Here is a 21,535-nt window from a genome sequence, read left to right on the forward strand (position 1 = left end):
CCTCGTCTTCGTCGCCCCTGCGAGGTTTCATCACGACGGAGAAGCAAACACCGTCATCGCGAGGCGCGTAGCGCCGTGGCGATCTCTGTGGATGTCCTTGGCGCTGATCGAGGCGGACGTCTGGGGTCGCGTTCGGAGATGGCCACGGCCCCGGCGGGGCCTCGCCATAACGCGGCAGGGAACGTGGGTGTCCTAGTCTTCCGCTCTTGTTCCTAAGCCGTTAGCGCGCGTTTTCTGCAGCTACGCGGCTGGCTGCCCGTTTTCTCTGTGCCCATCGAACCGCATCTTTTGTACGGCGTCCAGCTTCACGCTCTTACGTGCACACCAGAGGTCGTGCTGATCCTGCATGGCCAGCCAGCTTTCCGGCGAACGGCCGAGCGTTTTGGACAGACGCAGTGCCATCTCGGGACTCACCCCGCTGCGACCCTGCAGGACGCGCCCCAGGGTGGAAGGCGAGACATCGAGCTTGCTGGCTAGCTGGCGGGCACTAAGTCCAAACGGTTCCAGATAGACCTCGCGAATGAATTCGCCCGGGTGCGGAGGGTTGTGCATGGTCATCAGTGATAATCCTCGAAGCCTAAGGCAGTCGTCATAACCGGAAACGCACCGAAGGGGTCAAGTCTTGCCTTTTGCCCCTGTCGTGGTACGGAGGCAAAAGGCAAGGTCTGACCCCTTCTGCCCACGCTGTCGTGGTACGGAGGCAAAAGGCAAGGTCTGACCCCTTCTGCCTGTAGTACTCCCCGCCGTTGCGCCCCGCATTGCCCATGTTGCGGATCTTCGCCTCGTACAGATGGGAGAGCTCGTGCTTCTCCTTCTGCGAGCGGAAGCTCAGGCCGTCGATCAGCTCCAGCGCATCGCGCAGGCTGTAGCCGCTGGAGAACTTGTTCCGGATCTCGCTGAAGATCTCCCCGATCTTGTACTCGAGGGTGTCCGGCCCCGTCGCGCGCGTGCGGAAGCCCTGGAGATACGGAAACAGATCGTCGTTGACGAAGGCGATCAGATCCGCGCCCGTCAGCGCCTCGTTATGGTCGAACGCGCCATCGGCCGTCTTCGGCGCAGCCCACGCCGACCAGCGATACGGCTCATCGATGATGTACCGGTAGGACTTGCCCACCAGTTCCGCCTCCTGCGCGCGCTCGTACTCCAGATCGTCCAGATACTTGAGGAACAGCATCCACGACGTCTGCTCCGTGTAGTCCAGCTCAGTCGCGCAGCCGGCCTCTTTCCAGAGCACGTCATCGATATTGCGGAAGGTTTGCTCGAACATTCAGTCACCCACTCTCCTTGGACGCCGCATTATCCCTTCGCGCGCAGGTCAGGAGAAAGGTGGGCGCCACTTCCCTGGCGTACTTCCTGCGGTCCTAAGCGGCAGGCTGCCCGCTGTCGCCAGGCCCATCGAACCGCACCGGCCGCACGGTGTCCAGCTCCACACCCTTCCGTGCACACGAGAGATCGTGCTGGCCCTGCATGGCCACCCAGCTTCCCGGCGCACGGCCATGGGTGTCCACTTCGCTTGGGCTTTTCGGCCCGAAAATGGGCCGTTTAAGCGCCTGTGCAGCGCCAAGAGAGGAAACTAGCCTTTTAGATTCAGCGGAGTATCGAGGCCCGACCCCGTTTTGCCCGTTAGTCGGCCATTTTCGCCCATGAAACTGCACGTCTAAGGCTCTATGTGGGCGAGGCGAGCGCATTAAGGTCCAGGTTTTCCGCCGCTTATCGTGGTCCGACCCCGAATTCCACAGGTAATGTGTGGTCCTCACACATCGAAGTTGGAAAGTGCTGAGACGATAGGCTGCTATGGTGTGTGTTCAACCAAGTCGTCGCGCGATCGCGAACTCGACGAGTATTAGCTGAACTTCCCATGCGATCCGCCAAGAGGCAAATGCCTAAGGGATAGGTTCCGGCCAAACTAAAGCCGTCGTGCAGCCTCCGTCCCAGCAGCCGATATGGTACTAGAATCCTAATAGATCTGTCGAACTGCGCGGCGCCGTACTCTTCGCCATAGTCCCACCCGGCCTTCCCAGTCAACGAACCAGGGATGTTCCTCGAATTGGCGACAAATTTCGTCCTTCCCGGCGTTAGTCTTAATATACACCTTAGGTGCCTCAGCGGCATTCGTGAGTCTTTCGAGTAATAAATAGCGAGCGGTCCGTGGGATCCCTTTGCAACTCATTATATCTAGGGCGAGGTGCAATACGCCTGTATTAACAATCCCTTCCCGTTCTAGAAGCTCCCCAGCGCGGTTGCAGATCGCGATTCCGAATGGTATCTCTCCATCTCTTTTGTTAAAGTAAAACAAGAAACCGATAACGTTAAGATAATCTCTGGCGCTGAAGTGTTTCGGATCGATCCCAAGGTATGAGAGTGTCTCATCAGGCTCCAAGCTAAATGGTGTAGGGAAATGGGACAGTGTTGCAAGTAGGTTAACGATAATAGGGGTGCCGTTGTCTGTCGGTCTGATGGTATCGCTACTGGCGTCCGTATTGAACTCTCTATGAGGCTTTAGAGAGTTCAATACCTCAACCACACGATTGAAAATGCGTTCATGATGCCAAAGGGTCGACGGATCGGGATCTTCCCCGTTGAGTATCTCGTGCCAACACAAGATTGCCGTAGAAAGCGCAATCCCTGTGCTATCTGTAGGGCGAATCGAGACGAAGTATGCTGCTATATCTATATAAATCCATATCAAGCTTCTACGGATGCTAGCGGGAACAGCGGGATGACCTTCCGCCAGCCTCAGGGCTCGCATGCGTATCACACCCGGGACACGCGCGGCCGCATTAGATAGGCCACCGCTTTGTGCGCAAGAAAGCCGGATGTCTTGAAGGAACTTACGTTGCCATCGGTGAAGCTCCTTGGTGGTAGACTCCATCGTGTCCGACTCTCCCTTGAGCGTCCCCTTCGCTGTGTCACAACGTGCTTGAATGAGTTCGTCTAGCGCCTGAACTGCCGCGCCGATGGTCCTTCCGATTGTCTGGGATTGAACCCCGTGCAAGTCGAGAAATGGACGCGAAAGAACGTTGGTTTTATGTTGGTTCAAACGTAGATTGTATTCGCTGAGCCTTGCCTCGATTATTCTTATCGCATGCTGGGCATCGGTTTCGGTTGAGCAGAATACGTAGTAGTTGTCTACGTACCTATAAATTCGGAACGAAGGGCGCGTTCCCGGCTCGCCAGACATCTCGGATTTGTTGTCTAAATCGGAGAGGATGTTCAAGTCGATCTGTTGGAATATTATCTCAGCAAATATTCGGCTTATCTCGGGGCCAACGATAATGCCATGGGTCTCGTTCCAGTTAGCGCGTTGCATTACATAGTCAAAATAGGGCCCAAAGGGCTGAAGTCGACCGGACTTTTTATGCCGCCTCTCCTTTACAGGTTCAATATTCTCTTTGGTGTGAAATTTTCCACGTATGGCCCAAGCTATGGAATGTGTGTAGATGCTCGGAAAAGCTGCTTGAACGTCTAGGCTCGCGAGTATCGGATATTGTTCTTCGTTGGAAAGAAAACTCTTTGAGCCAAAGAATTTATATAGCCTACGGTAGCCGCGATAGAGAAAGAACTGGCGGGGTTGCATTTCCTCGGATGTCTCAACCAGCGAGCTTTTGGTATCCGAGTTATCCAGTTGAGGTTTTGGGGGTCTGTGTGTCACGGCGGCTTCTAGCTTTACTCGATCCACGCCGATTCCGCAGGGGGCTCGTAGTGTTAAGGGGGATCGTGAGGTTGCCTGTAAGATTCGATCAGATTCTTCATGAAGAAAAAATGCGAAGCGGATTTGGCTTTTGCAGTGAGGAAGAGCGATATGTCTCGATTTGCCTTCAGATGTCTGTGAAATAAAGTGCAATGGGATTTCGTGAGTCCCTTGGGTAGGGTCCATTAGTTTCGCTATGAAGCTGGCGAGCCACGCGGCCTGGTTGGGGTGGTGGGTGGCTGTCCGTGCTTCCGTGAAGCGTTGACAGTTGGTTAGCGAAAGGCGCTGGAGATTGTGATGCAACCCGAAGTTGTCAAGGAAAAGAGGGAGTTCTTCCGGATGAGTGTCACTCCAGAGTGCGCGGAGTGTGTCGGATCGCAAGAAGGCTCGCTCATCTTGTGTACGGAACTTGCGGTTATGTGCCATGAGACCAACCTTCAATCAGCCGGCGAGCGCGCGAGGGCGAGACTCTGTGGAACAGCCGTAGTTTGTGACCCGCTGTGAATGATATCGAAAGCAACTGACGCCGTTGTTCCGGCGACAGGTGGGCACGGAGTTCTCGGGAGAGTGGCGTTTTGGTTCCATATAGGATCGAGCGAAGAAATGCGTCGATAGAGGGTAAGGCCCCGGTTTCATAGCAGTCAGGGGTTAGATGTGGGTAATTGTAGTAGATCCCGGTAAGCATGGCTTGCGATTTCACCCCGCGTCTGACGAGCGCGGTATTGGATGCGAGAAGTTTTAGGGAGTCTTTAAGGATATTGAAGTTTTTGTTTCTTTTGAACTCCATGAAGCACCTGATGATTTTAGACTTTATTCTTTTAGTTTTTGCCGGGCTTATATCGACCGAAACCGAGCGGTCTGATCTGCAAGTAAATGTGTAGCCTAAGTAGGTAAATGGCTCGCGCATCGGGCATTCGGTCTTGTTGACGTCTATGGCTCGGTGTTTTTCGGGATTGTTGTTTATCTGTAGGTCACCAGGTACGCGGTCTAGTAACGTTTGCAGTGTTTCATTGATGGGGTAGCTGTATTTGTTTTTTGCGCGAATTATTATGATGTCGTCGACGAACCGGCCGTAGAAGTACGTTTCGTGGTCACGAAGAAAGTAGAGGTCAATGTCTTGCATTGCGTATTCGGTGAGCGCGGAGCTCATCCCGATGCCGCGAGCGACGCCTGGTATGCCGTTTGCGTCGCACGTTCGATTGTAACGAGAGAGTGACCGCTTTACGGGGCCGCTTGCCCGCAGTCGACGATTGACTTGGTCTACGAGGGCGGGTCTGTCGAAGGATTCAAAAAAGGCGGATACGTCAAATCGATAGAGGGTCGCGGGCCCAAGCTCTCGTAGTGAGTAGATGAGTTGCCCGATTTGTTGGTGTCTAGGGGTTGTGGCTATTGTTAGTTCGTGTCGAAGTATTTGGGTGGTCGCAATGTCGACAATCTTTTCGTGTGGGTTGGTAAGTTGCAATCCCGGCTTCTTATTGAATGATGCACGTTTGGCTTCGAACGGGCCTAGGTTTGGGTCGGTGGCGGATAGGGTATCCGCCTGATGTTCGGTGATCACCTCTTCAATGCTTCCGGATTTGTAGTGGTCGGAGGTGATAAGCGTGTCATGGATAGAACGTCGGATGAGTTGGGTCCAGTACATTGTGAGTCTCCGACAAACGTTGAAAAAGTTTTGCGCGAAGGGTGGATCTTGGTGGTTTTGTGCGGATGGGTCAATTAAAAAAAGGAATGCGTGTGTTGGGTTAGGAATGTGGGTTCGTGTTGATGGGGTCTGTCGATGCGGTGGGCGTGGAACAAGCGCTCAGTCGAGAAAGGCTACAGCCTTGACGAGCGCGTGGGCACGCGTGCCCCGGCGGAGGCCCAGCCGGTCGGTGGATAACTGCGTCAGCTCCGCCATCAACGTCTGCCCATCGTCCTGGCGGCACACTGCGAGTGTGCGTGCGGGGCCGTGGTGCCCGGGCGCCTCATCCAGCGACTCGATGGTCACGGGGATGATGTTGAGGATGGAGACGTCCTGGGGCGGGGTCAGCGCGATGGAGACGTCACGGGCGTCGATGCGCAGTCGGGCCGGGCGGCCGGCGCCGTTGGTGGCGCCCGGTGTGGATGGTACGCGGTAGCGGGCCTCGGGCGGGCCGAAGGGGTGGAGGCCGTGGGCGTCCGCCGGGCCCAGTTCGCCTTGCAGGACGGAGACGGCGCCTTCGTCGCGGAACAGGGGGGAGTCGGCGCGGGCGAGCGCTTCGCGCAGGGGTTCCAGGCGTTCTAGCTGGCCGTCGTGCATGAAGGCGACGCGGGTGGCGAGGCGTTCGACCTCGTCCGGGGCGTGGGTGACGAGCAGGCTGGGGATGCCGGTCTCTTCGGCCAGGCGGGCGAGGAAGGGCATGATCTCGCGCTTGGTCTGGGTGTCGAGGGCGTTCAGGGGTTCGTCGAGCAGCAGCAGGTCGGGGCTGGTGAGCAGGGCGCGGCCGAGGGCGACGCGCTGGCGCTGGCCGCCGGAGAGCTGGTCGGCGCGGCGCCCCAGCAGCTCGGTGATGCCGAGTAGGTCTGCTACTTCTTCCAGGTGCAGGCGGCGCAGGGGCTCCGGGGTGCGTTTGTAACCATAGAGCAGGTTGCCGCGTACGGAGAGGTGCGGGAGCAGGGTGGATTCCTGGAACACCAGGCCGACGCGGCGGCGGTGCAGCGGGACGAAGGTCTTGCCGGACTGCCAGGCGGTGTCGCCGAAGTGCACCTCGGCGCCGGGCGGATGTTCCAGGCCGGCGATGATGCGCAGCAGCGTGGTCTTGCCGCAGCCGGAGCGGCCGAACAGGGCGGTTACGCCCTCCAGCGGGAAGGCCGTGTCCACGTCCAGCGCGAAGCCGGAGCGTTCCAGACGCGCCTTGATGCGCAGGGATTCGCTCGTGGGTCGGGTCACAGGCGCACCGTGTCGAAGCGGCGGTTGATGGCATAGACCACGAACAGCACCACGAAGGCGAAGATCAGCAGGCCCAGCGACAATCGGTGGGCGGAGGCGAAGTCCATCGCCTCGGCGTGGTCGTAGATCAGGATGGACAGCACCTGGGTCTCGCCGGGGATGGCGCCGCCGAGCATCAGGATCACGCCGAACTCGCCGAGGGTGTGGGCGAAGGCGAGCGTGGCGGCGACGATGAAACCGCCGCGGGTCATCGGCAGGATCACGGTCACGAAGCGGTCGATGCGCCCGGCGCCGAGCGAGCCGGCGATCTCGGTTGGCCGGCGGCCGAGGTTGGCGAAGGCCTGTTGCAGTGGCTGCACGGCGAAAGGCAGGGAGTAGATCACCGAGGCGATCAGGATGCCCTGGAAGGTGAAGGCCAGGTGGTTGAGGCCCCAGCTCTCCAGTGTGCTGCCGACTGGGCCGGCGGGGCCCAGCAGGACCAGTAGATAGAAGCCGAGCACGGTGGGGGGCAGCACCAGCGGCAGGGCGACCAGTGCCTGCACCGCGGTGCGTACGCCGCCGGGGGCACGGCCATTGGCCAGCCACCAGGCAATGGGCGTGGCGATCACCAGCAGGATCAGCGTGGTGTACAGCGCGAGCTTGAGGGTAACCTCGATCGCCATCCAGTCCGTGGGGCTCAGTTCGAACATGTGGGGTTACTGGGCGGCGTCGTCGGGCAGCTCTTCGCCGGGCATCACGAAGCCGTAGCGGCGCATGATGTCGCGGGCGGTGTCGCCGTTCATGTATTCGGCGAAGCGGTGGGCCATCTCGTTGTGTTCGCCGCGCCGGGTGATCACGAAGCCCTGGGTGAGGGGTTCGTGCAGGGCGTCGTCGATCAGGTAGTGCGGGTGTTCGGCGAGGTCCGGAAACTCGGCCAGCGACAGGGCGATGATGCCGATCTCCGCACCGCCGGCCTGGATCATGCGCGCGGTCTGGGCGATGTTGTCGCCGTTGACGATCTTCGGCTGCAGGTCGTCCCAGACGCCCACGGACTGGAGCGCCTCCATCGCGCGCACGCCGTAGGGCGCGTGGGTGGGCGAGGCGATGGCGACGCGGCGGATGTCGTCGCGCAGCAGGTCTTCCAGCGTCATCGTGGAGGCATCCATGCGGTTGCTCCACAGCACGATGCGGCCGATGGCGTAGACCTCCGGTTCGGTGGCCGCGTGGCCCTCGGCACGCAGCTTCTGCGGGTAGGCGATGTCGGCGGAGAAGAACACGTCGTAGGGGGCGCCGTTCATGATCTGCGTGGTCATGCGGCCGGAGGAGCCGTAGGTGACGCGCACCGCGTCCTCCGGGTGCGCTTCGCGGTAGGCGTCCAGGATCTCGTCCAGGGCGAAGCGCAGGTCCGAGGCGGCGGCGATGGTCAGCGGGCCGTTGGCGGCGGCCAGGCTGGGCAGCAGGAGGAGCAGGGTCAGGAGGAGGGCGCGCAGGTGCATGTTGGGGGTGGTTCCCTGTGGGTTCGGGTTGTGGTTGCCTCGGGTGGTTCCGTTAGGGATTACTCGCTGCGCTCGCCCTTCGGGCCGGCCTGCGGCCGTTCAACGCAGCTTCGCTGCTTTTGTGCTTCGTCGCGGTGCTCCTCGCAGTGACGAGCACTTTTTGGCGCTGTGCGATGCGTTATATTTCAGATTGCATATCGACTGGCGCAATGATGCGGGGCCGGGGGAGGGCCGTCAAGGCTCGGGTGGTGGTTACGGCTTGTGGTCTTCGGCGAGGAAGTCTGCGAAGGCGTGCAGTTCGTCGTGCAGGGCCTCGCAGGCCTGGCGTTCCATGTCGCGGTAGCGGCCCAGTACCGTCTCGCCGAATTCGGTGACCTGTGCGCCCCCGCCGCCGGAGCCGCCCTTGGCCGTGGCCACCACCGGTTCGCGGAAGCTCTGGTTCATGGTTTCGACCAGGTCCCAGGCGCGGCGGTAGGACATGCCGACATGGCGCGCGGCCGCGGAGATAGAGCCCCGGTCGCGGATCGCCTCCAGCAGCATGGCCTTGCCCGGGCCCATGGCGGTGACCTCGCCCAGCAGGACGCGCAGGCGCGGGGCCTGGGACGGGTCCTTGGAGTTGCCGGAGTGGTGGGTGCTCATGCGTTGGGCGGCCTGGGGTTTGCGTGCAGGGGGTGCGGAGACAGGGGTGTGGTTACGAAATGATACCCCGGAATGGTTGGAGGCCAGCCCTCTGGCCGATGGGGGCCGATCCGGCGTCCTATCGGCCAGGGGGCTGGCCTCCTACGGGGGGCGTTGAGGGCCGGGGTGCGATACCCCGGCCTCCGGTTCAGGCCTTGCCCTGGAGCTGCGGGATGACGGCCTCGTTTTCCAGCGTGGAGGTGTCGGAGGTGATCTCCTCGCCCTTGGCGATGGAGCGCAGCAGGCGTCGCATGATCTTGCCGGAGCGGGTCTTGGGCAGGCCGTCGGCGAAGCGGATGTCGTCCGGCTTGGCGATCGGGCCGATCTGGTCGGCGACCCAGTTGCGCAGCTCCTTGATCATCGCGTCAGCTTCGTCGCCGGTCAGGCGGTTGCCCTGCAGGATCACGAAGGCGACGATGGCCTCGCCCTTCACGTCGTGCGGGCGGCCGACCACGGCGGCCTCGGCCACCGCCTTGTGCGCGACCAGGGCGGATTCGACTTCCATGGTGCCCATGCGGTGGCCGGAGACGTTCAGCACGTCGTCGATGCGGCCCATGATCCAGAAGTTGCCTTCGGCGTCGCGCCGGGCGGAGTCGCCCGCCAGGTAATACTTGCCACCGAACTTGGGCCAGTAGGTGTCCTTGTAGCGCTGGTCATCACCCCAGACGGTGCGCAGCATGTGCGGCCACGGCTTCTTGATGACCAGATAGCCGCCCTGGTCGGCGCCCAGGCTGTTGCCGTCCTCGTCCACCACGTCGGCGGCCACGCCGGGGAGGGGGCGCGTGCAGGAGCCGGGGACCAGCGTGGTCGCGCCGGGGATCGGGGCGATCATGTTGGCGCCGGTTTCGGTCTGCCACCAAGTGTCGACGATGGGGCAGCGCTCCTGGCCGACGGTGGTGTAATACCACATCCAGGCCTCGGGGTTGATCGGCTCGCCGACCGTGCCCAGCAGGCGCAGCTTGGACAGGTCGTACTGTTTGGGGAGGTCCGGGCCGGCCTTCATCAGCGCGCGGATCGCGGTGGGGGCGGTGTAGAACACGGTCACGCCGTGGTCCTGGCACATTTTCCACCAGCGCCCGGCGTCGGGGACGGTCGGCGTGCCTTCGTAGACGACCTGGGTGGCGCCCACGGCCAGCGGGCCGTAGGCGACATAGGTGTGGCCGGTGATCCAGCCGACATCCGCGGTGCACCAGTAGACGTCGTCGCCCTGCAGGTCGAACACCCACTGGTTGGTGACGATGGCGCCCAGCAGGTAGCCGGCGCTGGAGTGCTGGATGCCCTTGGGCTTGCCGGTGGAGCCGGAGGTGTAGAGCAGGAACAGCGGATGCTCGGATTCCACCCACTCGGGCTCGCAGTCGACGGATTCGCCGTCCACCGCGTCCTCCCACCAGATGTCGCGGCCTTCGTGCATGGTCACGTCGTTGCCGGCGCGCTTGCACACCACGACCTTCTCGACGTCGCCGCCGTTGGAATCGAGCGCCTTGTCGACATTGGCCTTGAGCCCGACGACCTTGCCGCCGCGCTCGCCGCCATCGGCGGTGATGACCACCTTGGCGCCGGAATCCACCACGCGGTCACGCAGCGCGTCCGCGGAGAAGCCGCCGAACACCACCGAGTGGATCGCGCCGATGCGCGCGCAGGCCTGCATGGCGATCACGGCCTCGGCGTTCATCGGCATGTAGATGATGACGCGGTCGCCCTTCTCCACGCCCATGCCCTTGAGGGCGTTGGCCAGCTTGCCGACCTCGTTGTAGAGATCGCGGTAGGTGAGGTGGCGGGTGTCGCCGTTCTCTGCCTCGAAGATCAGGGCGGTCTTGTTGCCGCGCACCTCGAGATGCCGGTCGATGCAGTTGTAGGAGACGTTCATACGCCCGTCGGCGAACCACTGGTAGTGCGGCGCGTTGGAGTCATCCAGGCCCTGGGTGAACTCGGTCTGCCAGTCGATCTGCTCGCGCGCGAGGTCGCACCAGAAGCCCTCGTAGTCGGCCTCGGCCTTCTGGTGCAGGGCCTCCAGGTCGGCCGGCTTCAGGCGGGCGTTTGCGGTGAACTCCGCCGGCGGCGCGAAGTGGCGCGTCTCGGTGAGGGTGGACTCGATGTTGTCACTCATCAGGGCCTCCAGATCGATTTCTTGTTTGGGGGCGGGAGTGGCCTGGGGCCAGCCCCGTCAGGGTTTCCATGGTGGGTGCGAGGATAGCATGCGAACCGGGTGCTGGCGGCGCCTACCAGAGCCATGCGGGGCGGAACAGCACGCGCCCGAGCGGCAGCTTGCCGTCCGGCGATTGCCGGCTCAGCAGGGCGGCGAACAGTTCGCCCGCGGCGATGGCGTCGAACAGCGCGTCGTGCGCGCGGTAGGCCGGCAGGTTGTAGCGCGCGCGCAGGGTGTGCAGGCGCAGCCCGTGCGCGGGGATCGGCTGGCCCGCGCGGCGCAGGGCCGTCTCCGCCAGGCGCAGGGTGTCCACGATCGCCAGTGGCGGGCGCACGCCGTACAGCCGCTGGCAGGCCTGTTCCAGGAAACCGATCTCCAGCGCCGCATGGTGCGCCACCATGACGCGTCCGGCGAGGGCCTCGAACAGGGCATCCAGCGCCGCGTCCAGCGGGACACCTTCGGCGGCGCGCTGATCGGTGATGCGGTGGATTACCGCGCTGGCCTCCGGCACCGGGCCCTCGGCGCGCACCAGGCGCTGGTCCGCGGTGGCCAGGTCGATGCGGGCGCCGTCCATCGCCACCCAGCCGATGCTGAGGATGCGGTCGTGCTCCGGATCCAGCCCGGTGGTCTCCAGGTCGACCGCGAGGAAGCGGCTGGCCGCGACGGCCTGGCCGGCGCGCGGCAGGGGGGCCTCCAGGGACGTACGCAGCGGGCCCGGCGGGGCCCGGCGCGCGGCGCGCCGGCGGGCCCGGCAGAAACGCCAGTGCCCGGGTGGTCGGCGCCAGTCGGGATGGTTGAGCGGGCAGACCATCAGCTGACGGGGGCCGGGCCGGGCATAGTCGAGCGGTTCATCCGTGGACACGCTCGGCGTTCGCGAGCGCCGTCTTGCGGGCGTCGCTGACCAGGCGGAAGGCCGTCTTCAGGTGGCTGCGCTCCAGCGTGGACAGCTCGGCCGGGTCCAGCGCGTTGTCCGGGGGCTGGGCGTTGCGGATCTGGTGCGCCTGGTGGCGGGCGCGCAGCTCGGCGATGTAGCGCCAGGCATCGATCAGGTTGTCGGCCGTAGTGTCGCTGATCACACCGGCGCGGGCGGCGGCGCGCAGGCGTTCCACGGTGCTGCGCGCCTCGCTGCCGGCATGCAGGGCGAAGACCCGTGCCATGGCCACGATCGGGAGCAGGCCGCGCATCTTCAGGTCCAGGGTGTCCGCGTGCTCGCCGCTGTCCTCCAGCACGAACTGCCGGAAGAAGCCCAGCGGTGGGGGCAGGTCGCGGGCCTGGTCGGCCAGGGCGCTCAGCAGGGCCTCGTGGCGCGCCCCGGTTTCCAGGGCCCGCTGGCGCAGGGGCTCGAACAGCGTGGCGTCCCCGTGGATCACGCGCATGTCGAGATAGTGGGTGGCCAGCATCGCATCGCGCGCGGCGGGGTGATGCAGCACGCGTTCCATCTCGCGGGACCAGTCGGCGGCGGGGCGGCGCCAGTCCGGGTGGGTGGGGTCGACATCGCCGGGGCAGGCGCGGATGCCGCAGGCATCAAGGCCGGCGGTGACCTGGCGGGCCAGTGCCTCGAACCAGGCGCCGGCCCCCTCCGGTGCGTCGTCGGCCAGGATGAGCGCGGTGTCCTGGTCGGTGAATACGGTCTGTTCGTGGCGGCCCTGGCTGCCGCTGGCCAGCCAGGCATACGCGCAGGGGGCCGATCCCTGGTCACGCTCGCAGAGCTCGATCAGGCGCTGGGTCAGGGTGTCGATCACGGTGGTGATGGTCTGCGTGAGCTGCACGGCATCCGCGCCGGAGTCCACCAGCTGGGCCTGCAGCCGGGGCAGGGCCTGCATCACGGCCTTCAGGCCGTCGAGATCGTCGGCGCGGCGCAGGTCGCGTACCAGGTAGACGGCGCTGGTGCCCTGATGGCGGATCAGGTCGGTGCTGGAGAGCATGCCGGCCAGGGTCCCGTCCGCCTCGTGGACGACGGGGAGGTGGTGGATGTCGTGGCGGGCCATGCGCAGCAGGGCCTCGAAGGCGGGTGTGTCGCGCTGGACGGTGGTCAGCGGGCCGGCCATGGACTCCGCCACGGGTTGCCCGGGATCGATGCCCTTGGCGATGGCGCGCCGCAGGTCGGTGTCGGTCAGGATGCCTTCGGGGGCGCCCGGCCGGTCCGGGGCGTGCAGCAGCAGGGCGGAGACGTCGGCGCGGTCCATCAGGCGCGCGGCCTCGCGCAGGCTCAGGGTGCTCGGTGCCAGCACCGGGTTCGGCGTCATCAGCGCGCGGACTGGCGTGGTCAGCAGCCGGTTGTCGTCCCCGTGGCCGTGGGGCGCCCCCCCGGCGGCCAGGGGGCGCGGCGCGTCGTCGGCGAGGAACTGGGCGATGGCGCCGTCGCGGGCGGCCAGTTGCCGGGCGCGCTCCAGAGGCAGGTGGTAGACCAGGGCATCCTCGATCACGGGGCCGAGCGGGGTCTGCGGTGACGCGGCGAGATGCACCAGATCCCCTTCGCCCAGGCGGTCCAGCAGGGTGTCGCGGGCGTCGCGGATCTCCAGGGTGCCGGTGCGCACGATCCACAGGCCGGGCTCGGCGTCCGGCGGGAAGCGGCTGCCCTCGCGCAGGTAGCGCAGGGTGAGCTGACGCACGATCGCGTCCCGGCTGGCCGCCGGCAGGGAGGCCAGATCCGGGCAGCGATCGAGAAACTCGCGGATCTCTTCGAGTTCGCCGTTCATGCGCGGGTCCGTGTGGCGATATACCCGGGGAGACACCGGGGCGTGGATACGTTGGGGTTCAGGGTGTGGGGCAACCGGCAATCGACCGGGTTCGGGTCGATTGCCGCTTGTCCCGCGGGACATGTGCCAGATAAAAGGGGCCGACCCGGTGCACCCGAGCCGACCCCGTCGTTACTTCTGAAACTCCATCCAGTCATGGTGACGGGAGCCCCGCCATGCCGATGCTGCCAGGCATGACGGGGCCGTCCATCAGCTTTCGGTACGCGGTACGCGCACGCTTTCGACCAGGTCCTGGATGTCCTTCGGCGGTTCCTTGGTCATCTTCATCACAATGTAGGCGGTGATGAAGTTGAAGGCCGCGCCGATGGCGCCGAAGCCGGTCGGGTTCACACCCAGCAGCCAGCCGTCCGGGTTGTCCGGGAGCATGGCGGTGCCGGAGAAGAAGAACCAGCCCTTGTACGTGAAGATGTACAGCAGGGTGGTCCCGAGACCGACCAGCATGCCGGCGATCGCGCCTTCCTTGTTCATCTTCTTCATGAAGATGCCCATCATCAGGGTCGGGAACAGCGAGGCCGCGGCCAGACCGAAGGCCAGTGCCACCACCTCGGCCGCGAAGCCGGGTGGATTAAGCCCCAGATACCCCGCGAACAGGATGGCGACCGCCATGGCGATACGTCCTGCCATCAGCTCGTTCTTCTCGCTGATCCTGGGCATGAATACGCCCTTCAGCAAGTCGTGCGAGATGGCCGACGATATGGCGAGCAGGAGCCCCGCCGCGGTCGACAGTGCGGCAGCGATACCGCCCGCTGCGACCAGTGCGATCACCCAGCCCGGAAGCCCGGCGATCTCGGGGTTGGCCAGCACCATGATGTCGCGGTCGAGGGTCACGATCTCGGAGCCTTCCCAGCCGTATTCCTCTTCCGCCATCGCGGCGAACTCTTCGTTGGCGTCGTTGTAGTACTGGATCACGCCGTCGTCGTTCTTGTCCTCGAACGCCAGCAGACCGGTCTGCTCCCAGCGCTCCATCCAGGCCGGCTTGTCCGCGTGGGCCAGGTGGCCTTCCTCGGTGCCGATCTCGCCCGGATGCACGGTGTTGACCAGGTTCCAGATGGCCATCGCACCGACCGCCGGGGCGGTGGTGTAGAGGATGCCGATGAACACCAGCGCCCAGCCGGCGGACTTGCGGGCATCCCGCACGCGCGGAACGGTGAAGAAGCGGATGATCACGTGCGGCAGACCCGCGGTACCGATCATCAGCGCCAGGGTCAGCAGGAACATGTTCATCAGGCTCATGCCGCCCACTTCGGTGTAGGCGTGGAAGCCCAGATCCACCATCGTCTGGTCCAGCGCATCCAGCAGGTAGGTATCGGAACCCTGCAGGGTGGAACCGAGACCCAGCTGCGGCAGCGGGTTGCCGGTCAGGGTGATGGCGATGAAGATCGCCGGCACCGTGTAGGCAAAGATCATGATCACGTACTGCGCGATCTGGGTGTAGGTGATGCCCTTCATCCCGCCGAGCACGGCGTAGATGAACACCACCGCCATCCCGGCGAACAGCCCGGTGGCCAGCGGCACCTCCAGGATGTTGGAGAAGGCGATCCCGACCCCGCGCATCTGCCCGATCACGTAGGTGACGGACATCACGATCAGGGAGATCACCGCGATGATGCGCGCGGCCTTCGAGTAGAAGCGGTCACCGATGAATTCCGGCACCGTGAACTTCCCGAACTTGCGCAGGTACGGGGCCAGCAGCAGGGCCATCAGCACGTAGCCGCCGGTCCAGCCCATCAGGTAGGCGCCCCCGGTGAAGCCGAGGAAGGCGATCAGGCCGGCCATGGAGATGAACGATGCGGCGGACATCCAGTCCGCGGCCGTGGCCATGCCGTTGGCGATCGGGTTGATGCCGCGCCCGGCGACGTAGAACTCGCTGGTCGAACCGGCACGCGCCCAGATGGCGATGCCGATGTACAGGGCGAAGGTCGCCCCGACCACGAGCAGGCTTAGAGTCTGTTGATCCATGACAGGCTTACTCCTCGTGGACGTTGAACTTGCGATCCAGGACGTTCATGCGCCAGGCATAAACGAAGATCAGGATGATGAAGGTGTAGATCGACCCCTGTTGTGCGAACCAGAAGCCCAGCGGATAGCCCCCCAGCTGGAACGCGTTCAGGGGCTGGGCCACCAGGATGCCCAGCACGAACGACACCAGGAACCAGATGGCCAGGCAGATGCCCAGCAGGCGCAGGTGCGCCCGCCAGTACGCCTGCCGGCTCAGGTCTTCTTGTGACATGACGATGCTCCTCTCGTAAGGTTTTGTTGTTTGCCGTGGTCCTTCACAGCTGGTACTGCACCTCAAGCTGTCCCTGCAGCTTGCGGGCCTGCCGGAAACTCTCCTTGAGCACCCGTCCCTCCAGGGCACCCAGTTCTTCCGGCCGGATTCGGTTGTCGTCCTCGCGCCCCTCGCGCAGGGCTTTCTGCTGTGCGCGCAGGCGCAGCATCTGCAGGTAGCGCAGCGCCGCGTGGTAGTCGCGGGCATCGGTTTCGCGCATCACGTCCGCGGTGACCGCCTGGTCCAGTCGGTCGTGGGTGCGCGTCGCCGGCAGCTCGGCGGCCAGCGCGATGACGCGCGCGGCGTCGACGAAGGGTGTGAGCCCCTGCTTCTTGATGTCGATGCCCTCGGCCCCGCTCTTGATCTCGCCGAACAGGCCCAGCGGCGGCCGGAACATCTGCTGGTTGGCCGCCATCTGACGGCGGAACCGGCTGTTGAACGCGGTCTTCTGCAGCAGCCGGGTGCGCAGGGCCTCGACCGGGCCGGCATCGCCGTCCACCGCGCGCAGGTCGAAGAAGATCGTGCTCTTGAGCAGGTGCTCCGGGGTGCCCTGCTCGATCCAGCGGGTAAAGCGTTGATCCCACTCCGGGCCGCTCAGGCAGCACTCCGGATTGCCGGCCATGATGTTGCCGGGGCACAGGGTGAAGCCGCATTCCGCCAGGGCCTGGTTCACGGCCTTCGCGTAGGGCAGCAGGCGCTCGCGGATGGCGTCCGCATCACCGGCCTCGGCATCGAACAGGATGCCGTTGTCCTGGTCGGTGACCAGGGCCTGTTCCTCGCGGGCCTGGGAGCCAAACGCCAGCCAGGTGAAGTCGATGCCCTCGATGCTCGGGTGTTCGCCGCGCAGCAACGCCAGCACGCGGCGGGTGGCGTGCTCGTTGAGGCGGGTGATCAGACGCAGGACCTGATCCGCCTCCGCGCCCTGGCCGACTACCGCCTCGATCAGGCGCGGAACCTGACGCAGGCGCTCGGCAATGGTCGCCACCGAGTCCGCGCGGCGGATCTCGCGGACCAGGCCATCCAGGGTCAGCGGCTGGCTGGTCAGCAGGTCGCGCTCGCCCAGCACCCCGACCAGGCGTCCGTCACGCACCACGCACAGGTGGGTCATGCCGTGCTCCGTCATTGCCTCGATGCCCTCGAACCCGGGGGCGTCTTCGGCCAGGGCAACCGGGTCCGGCGTCATCACGGCGGCGATCGGCGTATCCAGGTCCACATCCGCGAGCGCCACGCGCGCCAGCAGGTCGTGCAGGGTGAAGATCCCCACTGGTCGCTGTTCCGCGTCGACCGCGACGATGGAGCCCACGCGTTCGTCGCGCATCGAGGCGAGGACTTCGCGCAGGCGCGATTCCGGGCGGCAGGTGACGGGCTCGCGCGCAATGCGCAGCGCCAGGGGCGTGTTGAGCTGACCGGCGGACCCGCCGTCGCGGGCGGACAGGGTGTCCAGGCCCTGCTGCAGGCGGTCCAGGAGATTGGCCAGGCGGCGGGTGCAGAAGTCGTTGAAGACCTTCGAGCGTGCCCGCAGGCGGTCGAAGTCCTCCAGGTTCAGTTCCAGGCAGACGGTGTCCTCGGCCGCGCGGTGCACGGTGTGCACGGCGCGTCGCCCCAGCAGGGCACCAATCGGGAAGCATTCGCCGGGGATCAGCTCCCAGGCCTTGCCGGAGAGCTGTTCGTCTTCGCTGGGGGTCTCGCCCCGGATGCGGCCCTGGCGAATGATGTGGAAACGCTGTGCGGGGCCGGCCTCGGGGTCGGTGATGCGGGCTCCCCGGGCATAGAAGCGGCTCTCCAGCCGTGGAAGCAGGAATTCCAGCGCGTCCGCCTCGAGCTGGTCGAACGGGGCGTGGGCGCCGAGGAACTCCCGGGTGCTGTCGAGCGCGTCAGACATGGCGTGGGCGGCATCCCCAAGGTGATCGTGTTCACGTTTCGGGGATTCATTGCAAATAGCGCGCCAATCTTGCTGCCGGGGCGGAACAGTGACTTGCGCCCGGCTGGTTCTTCAGTGTGTTACGTCGCGTAACACCGGTGTTTCTTACCGTTACACCCGCCTCCGGGGTGATGGAGACGGGCGTTTCGCTAAAGCGGGGGCCGGCGCCCGGTGATGAAGAAGACCACGGCCAGGATCAGCCCCACGACAAACAGGATCCAGGCGATCTGCGTGGCGGCTCCGGCGATGCCGCTGAGGCCGAGCGCGCCCGCCACGATCGCGACAATCAGAAACAACAGGGCCCATCCCAGCATCGGTTTTCTCCTTTTCGGTCATCTGAAAATATCAGTGTAGCGCAGAAATTTTGATTCAGTGTGGGGTTTGTATCCGGCTTGGCGCACCCGTTCTCATTTCGGTTTTTCGAATCGCGACGCGGCGCGCATGTTGAGGACGCATTTTGCAAACTGGTACGCGGTGCAATAAGAGCGAGTCCTCGAATGTGAATCCGTTCCCGCGGCGCGCGCTGCGTTTCCATGAGAATGGTTCGGTGAACGACAGGACCCGGGTTGGCCGGACAACACCTTGAGTATTTAATTCACGGGCAGGTGCGAGATGAACAATGACGTGCGAGTAAAAGACGCGGGCGTGGACCCCGGTGCGTATTGGACCCGGCATCCGGTATATGCAGTGGGCCTGGTCCTGGGCCTTGCCGGCCTGCTGGCGGGGTGTTCCGACTCCGGCCCGGCACAGGAGGCCGGCGAGACCGTGGACGAAACGGTCGAGGAGGTAGAGGAGGACCTGCGTGGCTGGGTCGAGGATCTGCGCGAGGAAGAACGCCAGCAGGACGAAGCCGGTGGCGAGCAGGCGCCTTCCGCGAACGAGGACCCGCTGCGCGAACTGGACTGACACCGGGTGTCCTTAACCCGGCACGGGTCCTGCGGGATCCGGGGGCGCGTGTCGGTGGATCAGCGTCGTCCCCGCGCATTTTTGCGGTGCTGATTGTGGTCGGGTTCGCGTTGTGAGTGGGGCGCTTTTGGGGTTTTTGCGGTTATCCGGAGGACATCACAGGTTCGGCCTTTTTGGTTATATGACGGTTCGGGAGAATCGGCGCGCCTTTGGTGATCAACAATGTTTCAAGGAGACGCGAAAATGAAAAAATTCCTGCTTGCAACCGTTGCAGTGGCAGCCTCGGGTCTTCTGGTACCGCAGGGAGTGATGGCGGATCCATCCGACCGGAGCGAGGGGCTGTACATGGGCCTGGGAACGGGTTTCAGCTCGCTGAAGAATGATCGGGACGAGGTCGCTGATTTTATTGGTTCTGGTGCCTCCGACTACCGCCTGGATGATGATGACAACGTCTGGCGCGGGTTCGTTGGATACAACTTCAATCCCTACGTAGGGGTGGAGGGGTTCTACTCGGACCTCGGGAAGGTGAAGCTGCGCGGTGACGAGCAGGGTGCGCACACCGACATCAAGTCGAGTGCCTACGGCGCGAGCGTGCTCGGCAAGCTGCCGATCGGGCAGCACTTCGAGTTCTTCGCCGAGGGAAACACTGGATAATGTACACGCTCGCGTTGACACCCCAGGTTTTCCGAGACAAGGCGCGGTGCGCAGCCGGTAGTGGTTCTACCGGCAAGGGCCGCAACGCAGGATCGGGGAACCTGGGGTGCCAACCCCGAAGGGGCTCGGCCGCTTTTGCGCGCGCACGGCGTTGCGGTTCCCTTGTGCAGAATGACTGCACGGCAGTCACCGCGCCTTGTTCGCACGCAAAAGCGACTCGAGCGCGAACGCGTACATTATCCAGTGTTTCCCTTGGCGGGTCTCGCCAAGTGGGATGCGGATGTGCGCGGGAACCTGGGGGATGAGAGCCTCACGCTGCGTAACAACGATGGCGTGGACCCGGTCTACGGAGTGGGTGCGCAGGTGAATCTTGACCGCTTCCTGATTCGCGCCGAGTTTGAGCGCTACGACTTCGACAGCGACTACAAGATCGACGCCTTCACCGCGTCGTTGGGCTGGCGATTCTGACAACCGACCGCGCGGGCTTCGGCAGACCGCACGCGCAAGAAAAGACGCCGCCCCGGGATGTGTTTCGGGACGGCGTTTTGCGTGAGGGAGGGCGGGGCGGGTGTCAGGCGGCCTGGGCCAGGCCTTCCTGGCGCCCGGGGCGGCCTTCCTTCAGGGTGACCAGCTCCTCGGCACTGGTGGGGTGCAGCGGGATGGTCAGGTCCAGGTCGCGCTTGGTCGCGCCCATGCGCACCGCCACGGCGAAGCCCTGAAGCATCTCGTCGACATTCGCGCCGATCATGTGGATGCCGACGACCTTTTCATCCTCCCCGGCGCAGACCAGCTTCATGGCCACCGGCGGCACCTCGCCCTCGGCGAACGCGCGGTTCAGGCCGCCGAATTGGGTCTCGTAGACGCGTACCGAGTCGCCGTGCTTCTCCACCGCCTGCGGCTCGGTCAGACCCACCATGCCCGCGGTTGGGTGGGTGAAGGTGACCGTGGGGATCTGGTCGTAGTCCACCGGTACCGGCTTCGTCTCGGGGGCATACCAGTGGGCGGCCAGGCGCCGGCCGGCGGCAATCGCCACCGGGGTCAGCGGCCCCTTGCCGATGATATCGCCCAGGGCGTAGATGCCGTCGACATTGGTGGCCTGCCATTCGTCCACCGGGATGATGCCGCCGCGGGCGATCTCGACTCCGGCCTCTTCCAGGCCCATGTCGCTGGTGGCCGGCTTGCGGCCGACGGCCCACAGGACCTTCTCATAGGGGCCCAGCTCCTGGCCGCCCTCGAGCTGGACGGTCACGGCGCCGGGTTTGCCGCCCAGGCCGGCGACCTTCACGCCCAGGTGGCGGTCGATGCCCTGGTGCTCCATGTGCTGGTCCAGCGCCTGCGAGACCATCGGGTCGAACATCTCCAGCACGCGGTCCTCCATCGCGACCACGTCGGTCTTCACGCCCATGGAGCGCAGCATCCCGGCCATCTCCAGGCCGATGTAGCCGGCGCCGATCACGGCGATGGATTCCGGCAGCTCGGTCCATTCGAAGAAGTCGTCGGAGGTCGCGCCCAGCTCGGCACCCTCCAGCGGCGGCACGATCGGGGCGCCGCCCATCGCCAGTACGATGCGCTCGGCGGTGTATTCGGTGCCGCTGTCGCTGACCACCTGGTTTTTGCCGGTCAGGCGGGCGCGTTCCGGAATGTGGGTCACGCCTAGCTTTTCCAGATGTCCGGACCAGAACTGGTTCAGGTCCTTCAGCATGGCCTGGCGCTTGTTGGCCAGGTCGGCGTAGCGGATGCCCTTGATCTCGACGTCCACGCCGAACTCGCCGGCTTCGCGGGCGTGCGACATGTGCTCTGCGGCGTACCAGGTGAGTTTCTTGGGCACACAGCCTTCGTTCACGCAGGTGCCGCCCAGCGGCTTGGGATCGAACACGGCGACGCGCGCGCCGTGCGGGGCGGCGCGTTCCGCCACGGCCAGGCCGCCGCTGCCGCCGCCAATCACGATGATGTCGTAGTGTTCCATGTCGATTCCTCGAAGGGTTCGGTGAAAGTGTTACATAACGACCGCGCTGCGCGCGGGCGTCAGGGTCTGCCATCCGTGTCCGGACGTCCGGTTTGCGGGATCCGGACACGGATGGCCACCCGTCCGGGTGACCACCGGGGACGGGTCACGAGGACCCGTCCC

The 21,535-nt window shown here is 64.4% G+C and carries 16 protein-coding genes and 3 pseudogenes; 3 read left to right on the plus strand and 16 right to left on the minus strand.

The window, feature by feature from the left end; genetic code table 11:
* Positions 1-240: 240 nt before the first annotated feature.
* From C996_RS0105920 to C996_RS14135, 15 genes and pseudogenes are all read right to left on the minus strand, one after another.
* Positions 241-558, minus strand: a complete 318-nt coding sequence (locus tag C996_RS0105920; RefSeq protein ID WP_018866533.1) for a HigA family addiction module antitoxin — start codon at positions 556-558, stop codon at positions 241-243.
* Positions 559-730: 172 nt separating this feature from the next.
* Positions 731-1,267: pseudogene (locus C996_RS13770) on the minus strand (type I restriction-modification system subunit M N-terminal domain-containing protein); the annotation flags it as partial.
* A gap of 690 nt (positions 1,268-1,957) precedes the next feature.
* Positions 1,958-4,117 carry an antiviral reverse transcriptase Drt3b gene (gene drt3b / locus C996_RS14130; protein WP_081623679.1) on the minus strand — a complete coding sequence of 720 codons (2,160 nt, stop codon included), beginning with the start codon at positions 4,115-4,117 and terminating at the stop codon, positions 1,958-1,960.
* Positions 4,107-5,333: an antiviral reverse transcriptase Drt3a gene (drt3a, locus tag C996_RS14550; RefSeq protein WP_155985243.1), complete on the minus strand. Its 1,227-nt coding sequence runs from the start codon at positions 5,331-5,333 to the stop codon at positions 4,107-4,109. The genes drt3b and drt3a overlap by 11 nt, the downstream gene beginning before the upstream one ends.
* A gap of 159 nt (positions 5,334-5,492) precedes the next feature.
* Positions 5,493-6,599, minus strand: coding sequence for a molybdenum ABC transporter ATP-binding protein (modC, locus tag C996_RS0105930; RefSeq protein WP_018866535.1), 1,107 nt, complete (start codon positions 6,597-6,599; stop codon positions 5,493-5,495).
* Positions 6,596-7,288, minus strand: a complete 693-nt coding sequence (gene modB, locus C996_RS0105935) for a molybdate ABC transporter permease subunit (RefSeq protein ID WP_018866536.1) — start codon at positions 7,286-7,288, stop codon at positions 6,596-6,598. Before modB ends, modC begins: the two co-directional genes overlap by 4 nt.
* A 6-nt stretch (positions 7,289-7,294) precedes the next feature.
* The gene (modA, locus tag C996_RS0105940) at positions 7,295-8,074 is read right to left on the minus strand and encodes a molybdate ABC transporter substrate-binding protein (protein WP_018866537.1); all 780 of its coding nucleotides are present in this window, start codon (positions 8,072-8,074) and stop codon (positions 7,295-7,297) included.
* A gap of 252 nt (positions 8,075-8,326) precedes the next feature.
* Positions 8,327-8,713, minus strand: coding sequence for a winged helix-turn-helix domain-containing protein (locus tag C996_RS0105945; protein WP_018866538.1), 387 nt, complete (start codon positions 8,711-8,713; stop codon positions 8,327-8,329).
* Between the two features lie 187 nt (positions 8,714-8,900).
* Complete coding sequence (gene acs, locus C996_RS0105950) at positions 8,901-10,859, minus strand: acetate--CoA ligase (protein WP_018866539.1); 1,959 nt, start codon at positions 10,857-10,859, stop codon at positions 8,901-8,903.
* A 112-nt stretch (positions 10,860-10,971) separates the two neighbouring features.
* Complete coding sequence (locus C996_RS0105955) at positions 10,972-11,583, minus strand: 3'-5' exonuclease (protein ID WP_026279221.1); 612 nt, start codon at positions 11,581-11,583, stop codon at positions 10,972-10,974.
* 163 nt (positions 11,584-11,746) lie between these two features.
* Positions 11,747-13,597 (minus strand): putative nucleotidyltransferase substrate binding domain-containing protein, encoded by a 1,851-nt coding sequence (locus C996_RS0105960; RefSeq protein WP_018866541.1) that lies wholly within the window; start codon positions 13,595-13,597, stop codon positions 11,747-11,749.
* Between the two features lie 249 nt (positions 13,598-13,846).
* The gene (locus tag C996_RS0105965; RefSeq protein WP_018866542.1) at positions 13,847-15,616 is read right to left on the minus strand and encodes a sodium:solute symporter family protein; all 1,770 of its coding nucleotides are present in this window, start codon (positions 15,614-15,616) and stop codon (positions 13,847-13,849) included.
* A gap of 7 nt (positions 15,617-15,623) precedes the next feature.
* Positions 15,624-15,887 carry a DUF4212 domain-containing protein gene (locus C996_RS0105970; protein WP_018866543.1) on the minus strand — a complete coding sequence of 88 codons (264 nt, stop codon included), beginning with the start codon at positions 15,885-15,887 and terminating at the stop codon, positions 15,624-15,626.
* A gap of 43 nt (positions 15,888-15,930) precedes the next feature.
* Positions 15,931-17,808, minus strand: a complete 1,878-nt coding sequence (locus tag C996_RS0105975; protein ID WP_018866544.1) for a DUF294 nucleotidyltransferase-like domain-containing protein — start codon at positions 17,806-17,808, stop codon at positions 15,931-15,933.
* A gap of 188 nt (positions 17,809-17,996) precedes the next feature.
* Positions 17,997-18,161, minus strand: coding sequence for a DUF1328 domain-containing protein (locus tag C996_RS14135; RefSeq protein ID WP_018866545.1), 165 nt, complete (start codon positions 18,159-18,161; stop codon positions 17,997-17,999).
* A gap of 298 nt (positions 18,162-18,459) precedes the next feature.
* Between C996_RS14135 and C996_RS0105985 the strand changes: the two genes are divergently transcribed.
* The 3 genes and pseudogenes from C996_RS0105985 to C996_RS0105995 all read left to right on the plus strand — a co-directional run.
* The gene (locus tag C996_RS0105985) at positions 18,460-18,753 is read left to right on the plus strand and encodes a hypothetical protein (protein WP_231366583.1); all 294 of its coding nucleotides are present in this window, start codon (positions 18,460-18,462) and stop codon (positions 18,751-18,753) included.
* A gap of 243 nt (positions 18,754-18,996) precedes the next feature.
* Positions 18,997-19,392, plus strand: a pseudogene (locus C996_RS0105990) (outer membrane beta-barrel protein); the annotation flags it as partial.
* A 270-nt stretch (positions 19,393-19,662) separates the two neighbouring features.
* Positions 19,663-19,875, plus strand: a pseudogene (locus C996_RS0105995) (porin family protein); the annotation flags it as partial.
* Positions 19,876-19,978: 103 nt separating this feature from the next.
* On the opposite strand, the gene gorA reads toward C996_RS0105995, so the two are convergent.
* Complete coding sequence (gorA, locus tag C996_RS0106000) at positions 19,979-21,373, minus strand: glutathione-disulfide reductase (protein WP_018866549.1); 1,395 nt, start codon at positions 21,371-21,373, stop codon at positions 19,979-19,981.
* Positions 21,374-21,535 lie beyond the last annotated feature (162 nt).

The organism is Thioalkalivibrio sp. ALE25 (assembly GCF_000377285.1).
In the GTDB taxonomy this organism is placed as follows: Bacteria; Pseudomonadota; Gammaproteobacteria; order Ectothiorhodospirales; family Ectothiorhodospiraceae; genus Thioalkalivibrio.

Bases quoted from the DNA above. Each gene is read 5' to 3' on its own strand.
- C996_RS0105920 (WP_018866533.1), bottom strand. From the start codon at position 558: ATGACCATGCACAACCCTCCGCACCCGGGCGAATTCATTCGCGAGGTC.
- drt3b (WP_081623679.1), bottom strand. From the start codon at position 4,117: ATGGCACATAACCGCAAGTTCCGTACACAAGATGAGCGAGCCTTCTTG.
- drt3a (WP_155985243.1), bottom strand. From the start codon at position 5,333: ATGTACTGGACCCAACTCATCCGACGTTCTATCCATGACACGCTTATC.
- modB (WP_018866536.1), bottom strand. From the start codon at position 7,288: ATGTTCGAACTGAGCCCCACGGACTGGATGGCGATCGAGGTTACCCTC.
- modA (WP_018866537.1), bottom strand. From the start codon at position 8,074: ATGCACCTGCGCGCCCTCCTCCTGACCCTGCTCCTCCTGCTGCCCAGC.
- C996_RS0105945 (WP_018866538.1), bottom strand. From the start codon at position 8,713: ATGAGCACCCACCACTCCGGCAACTCCAAGGACCCGTCCCAGGCCCCG.
- acs (WP_018866539.1), bottom strand. From the start codon at position 10,859: ATGAGTGACAACATCGAGTCCACCCTCACCGAGACGCGCCACTTCGCG.
- C996_RS0105960 (WP_018866541.1), bottom strand. From the start codon at position 13,597: ATGAACGGCGAACTCGAAGAGATCCGCGAGTTTCTCGATCGCTGCCCG.
- C996_RS0105965 (WP_018866542.1), bottom strand. From the start codon at position 15,616: ATGGATCAACAGACTCTAAGCCTGCTCGTGGTCGGGGCGACCTTCGCC.
- C996_RS0105970 (WP_018866543.1), bottom strand. From the start codon at position 15,887: ATGTCACAAGAAGACCTGAGCCGGCAGGCGTACTGGCGGGCGCACCTG.
- C996_RS0105975 (WP_018866544.1), bottom strand. From the start codon at position 17,808: ATGTCTGACGCGCTCGACAGCACCCGGGAGTTCCTCGGCGCCCACGCC.
- C996_RS14135 (WP_018866545.1), bottom strand. From the start codon at position 18,161: ATGCTGGGATGGGCCCTGTTGTTTCTGATTGTCGCGATCGTGGCGGGC.
- C996_RS0105985 (WP_231366583.1), top strand. From the start codon at position 18,460: ATGAACAATGACGTGCGAGTAAAAGACGCGGGCGTGGACCCCGGTGCG.
- gorA (WP_018866549.1), bottom strand. From the start codon at position 21,373: ATGGAACACTACGACATCATCGTGATTGGCGGCGGCAGCGGCGGCCTG.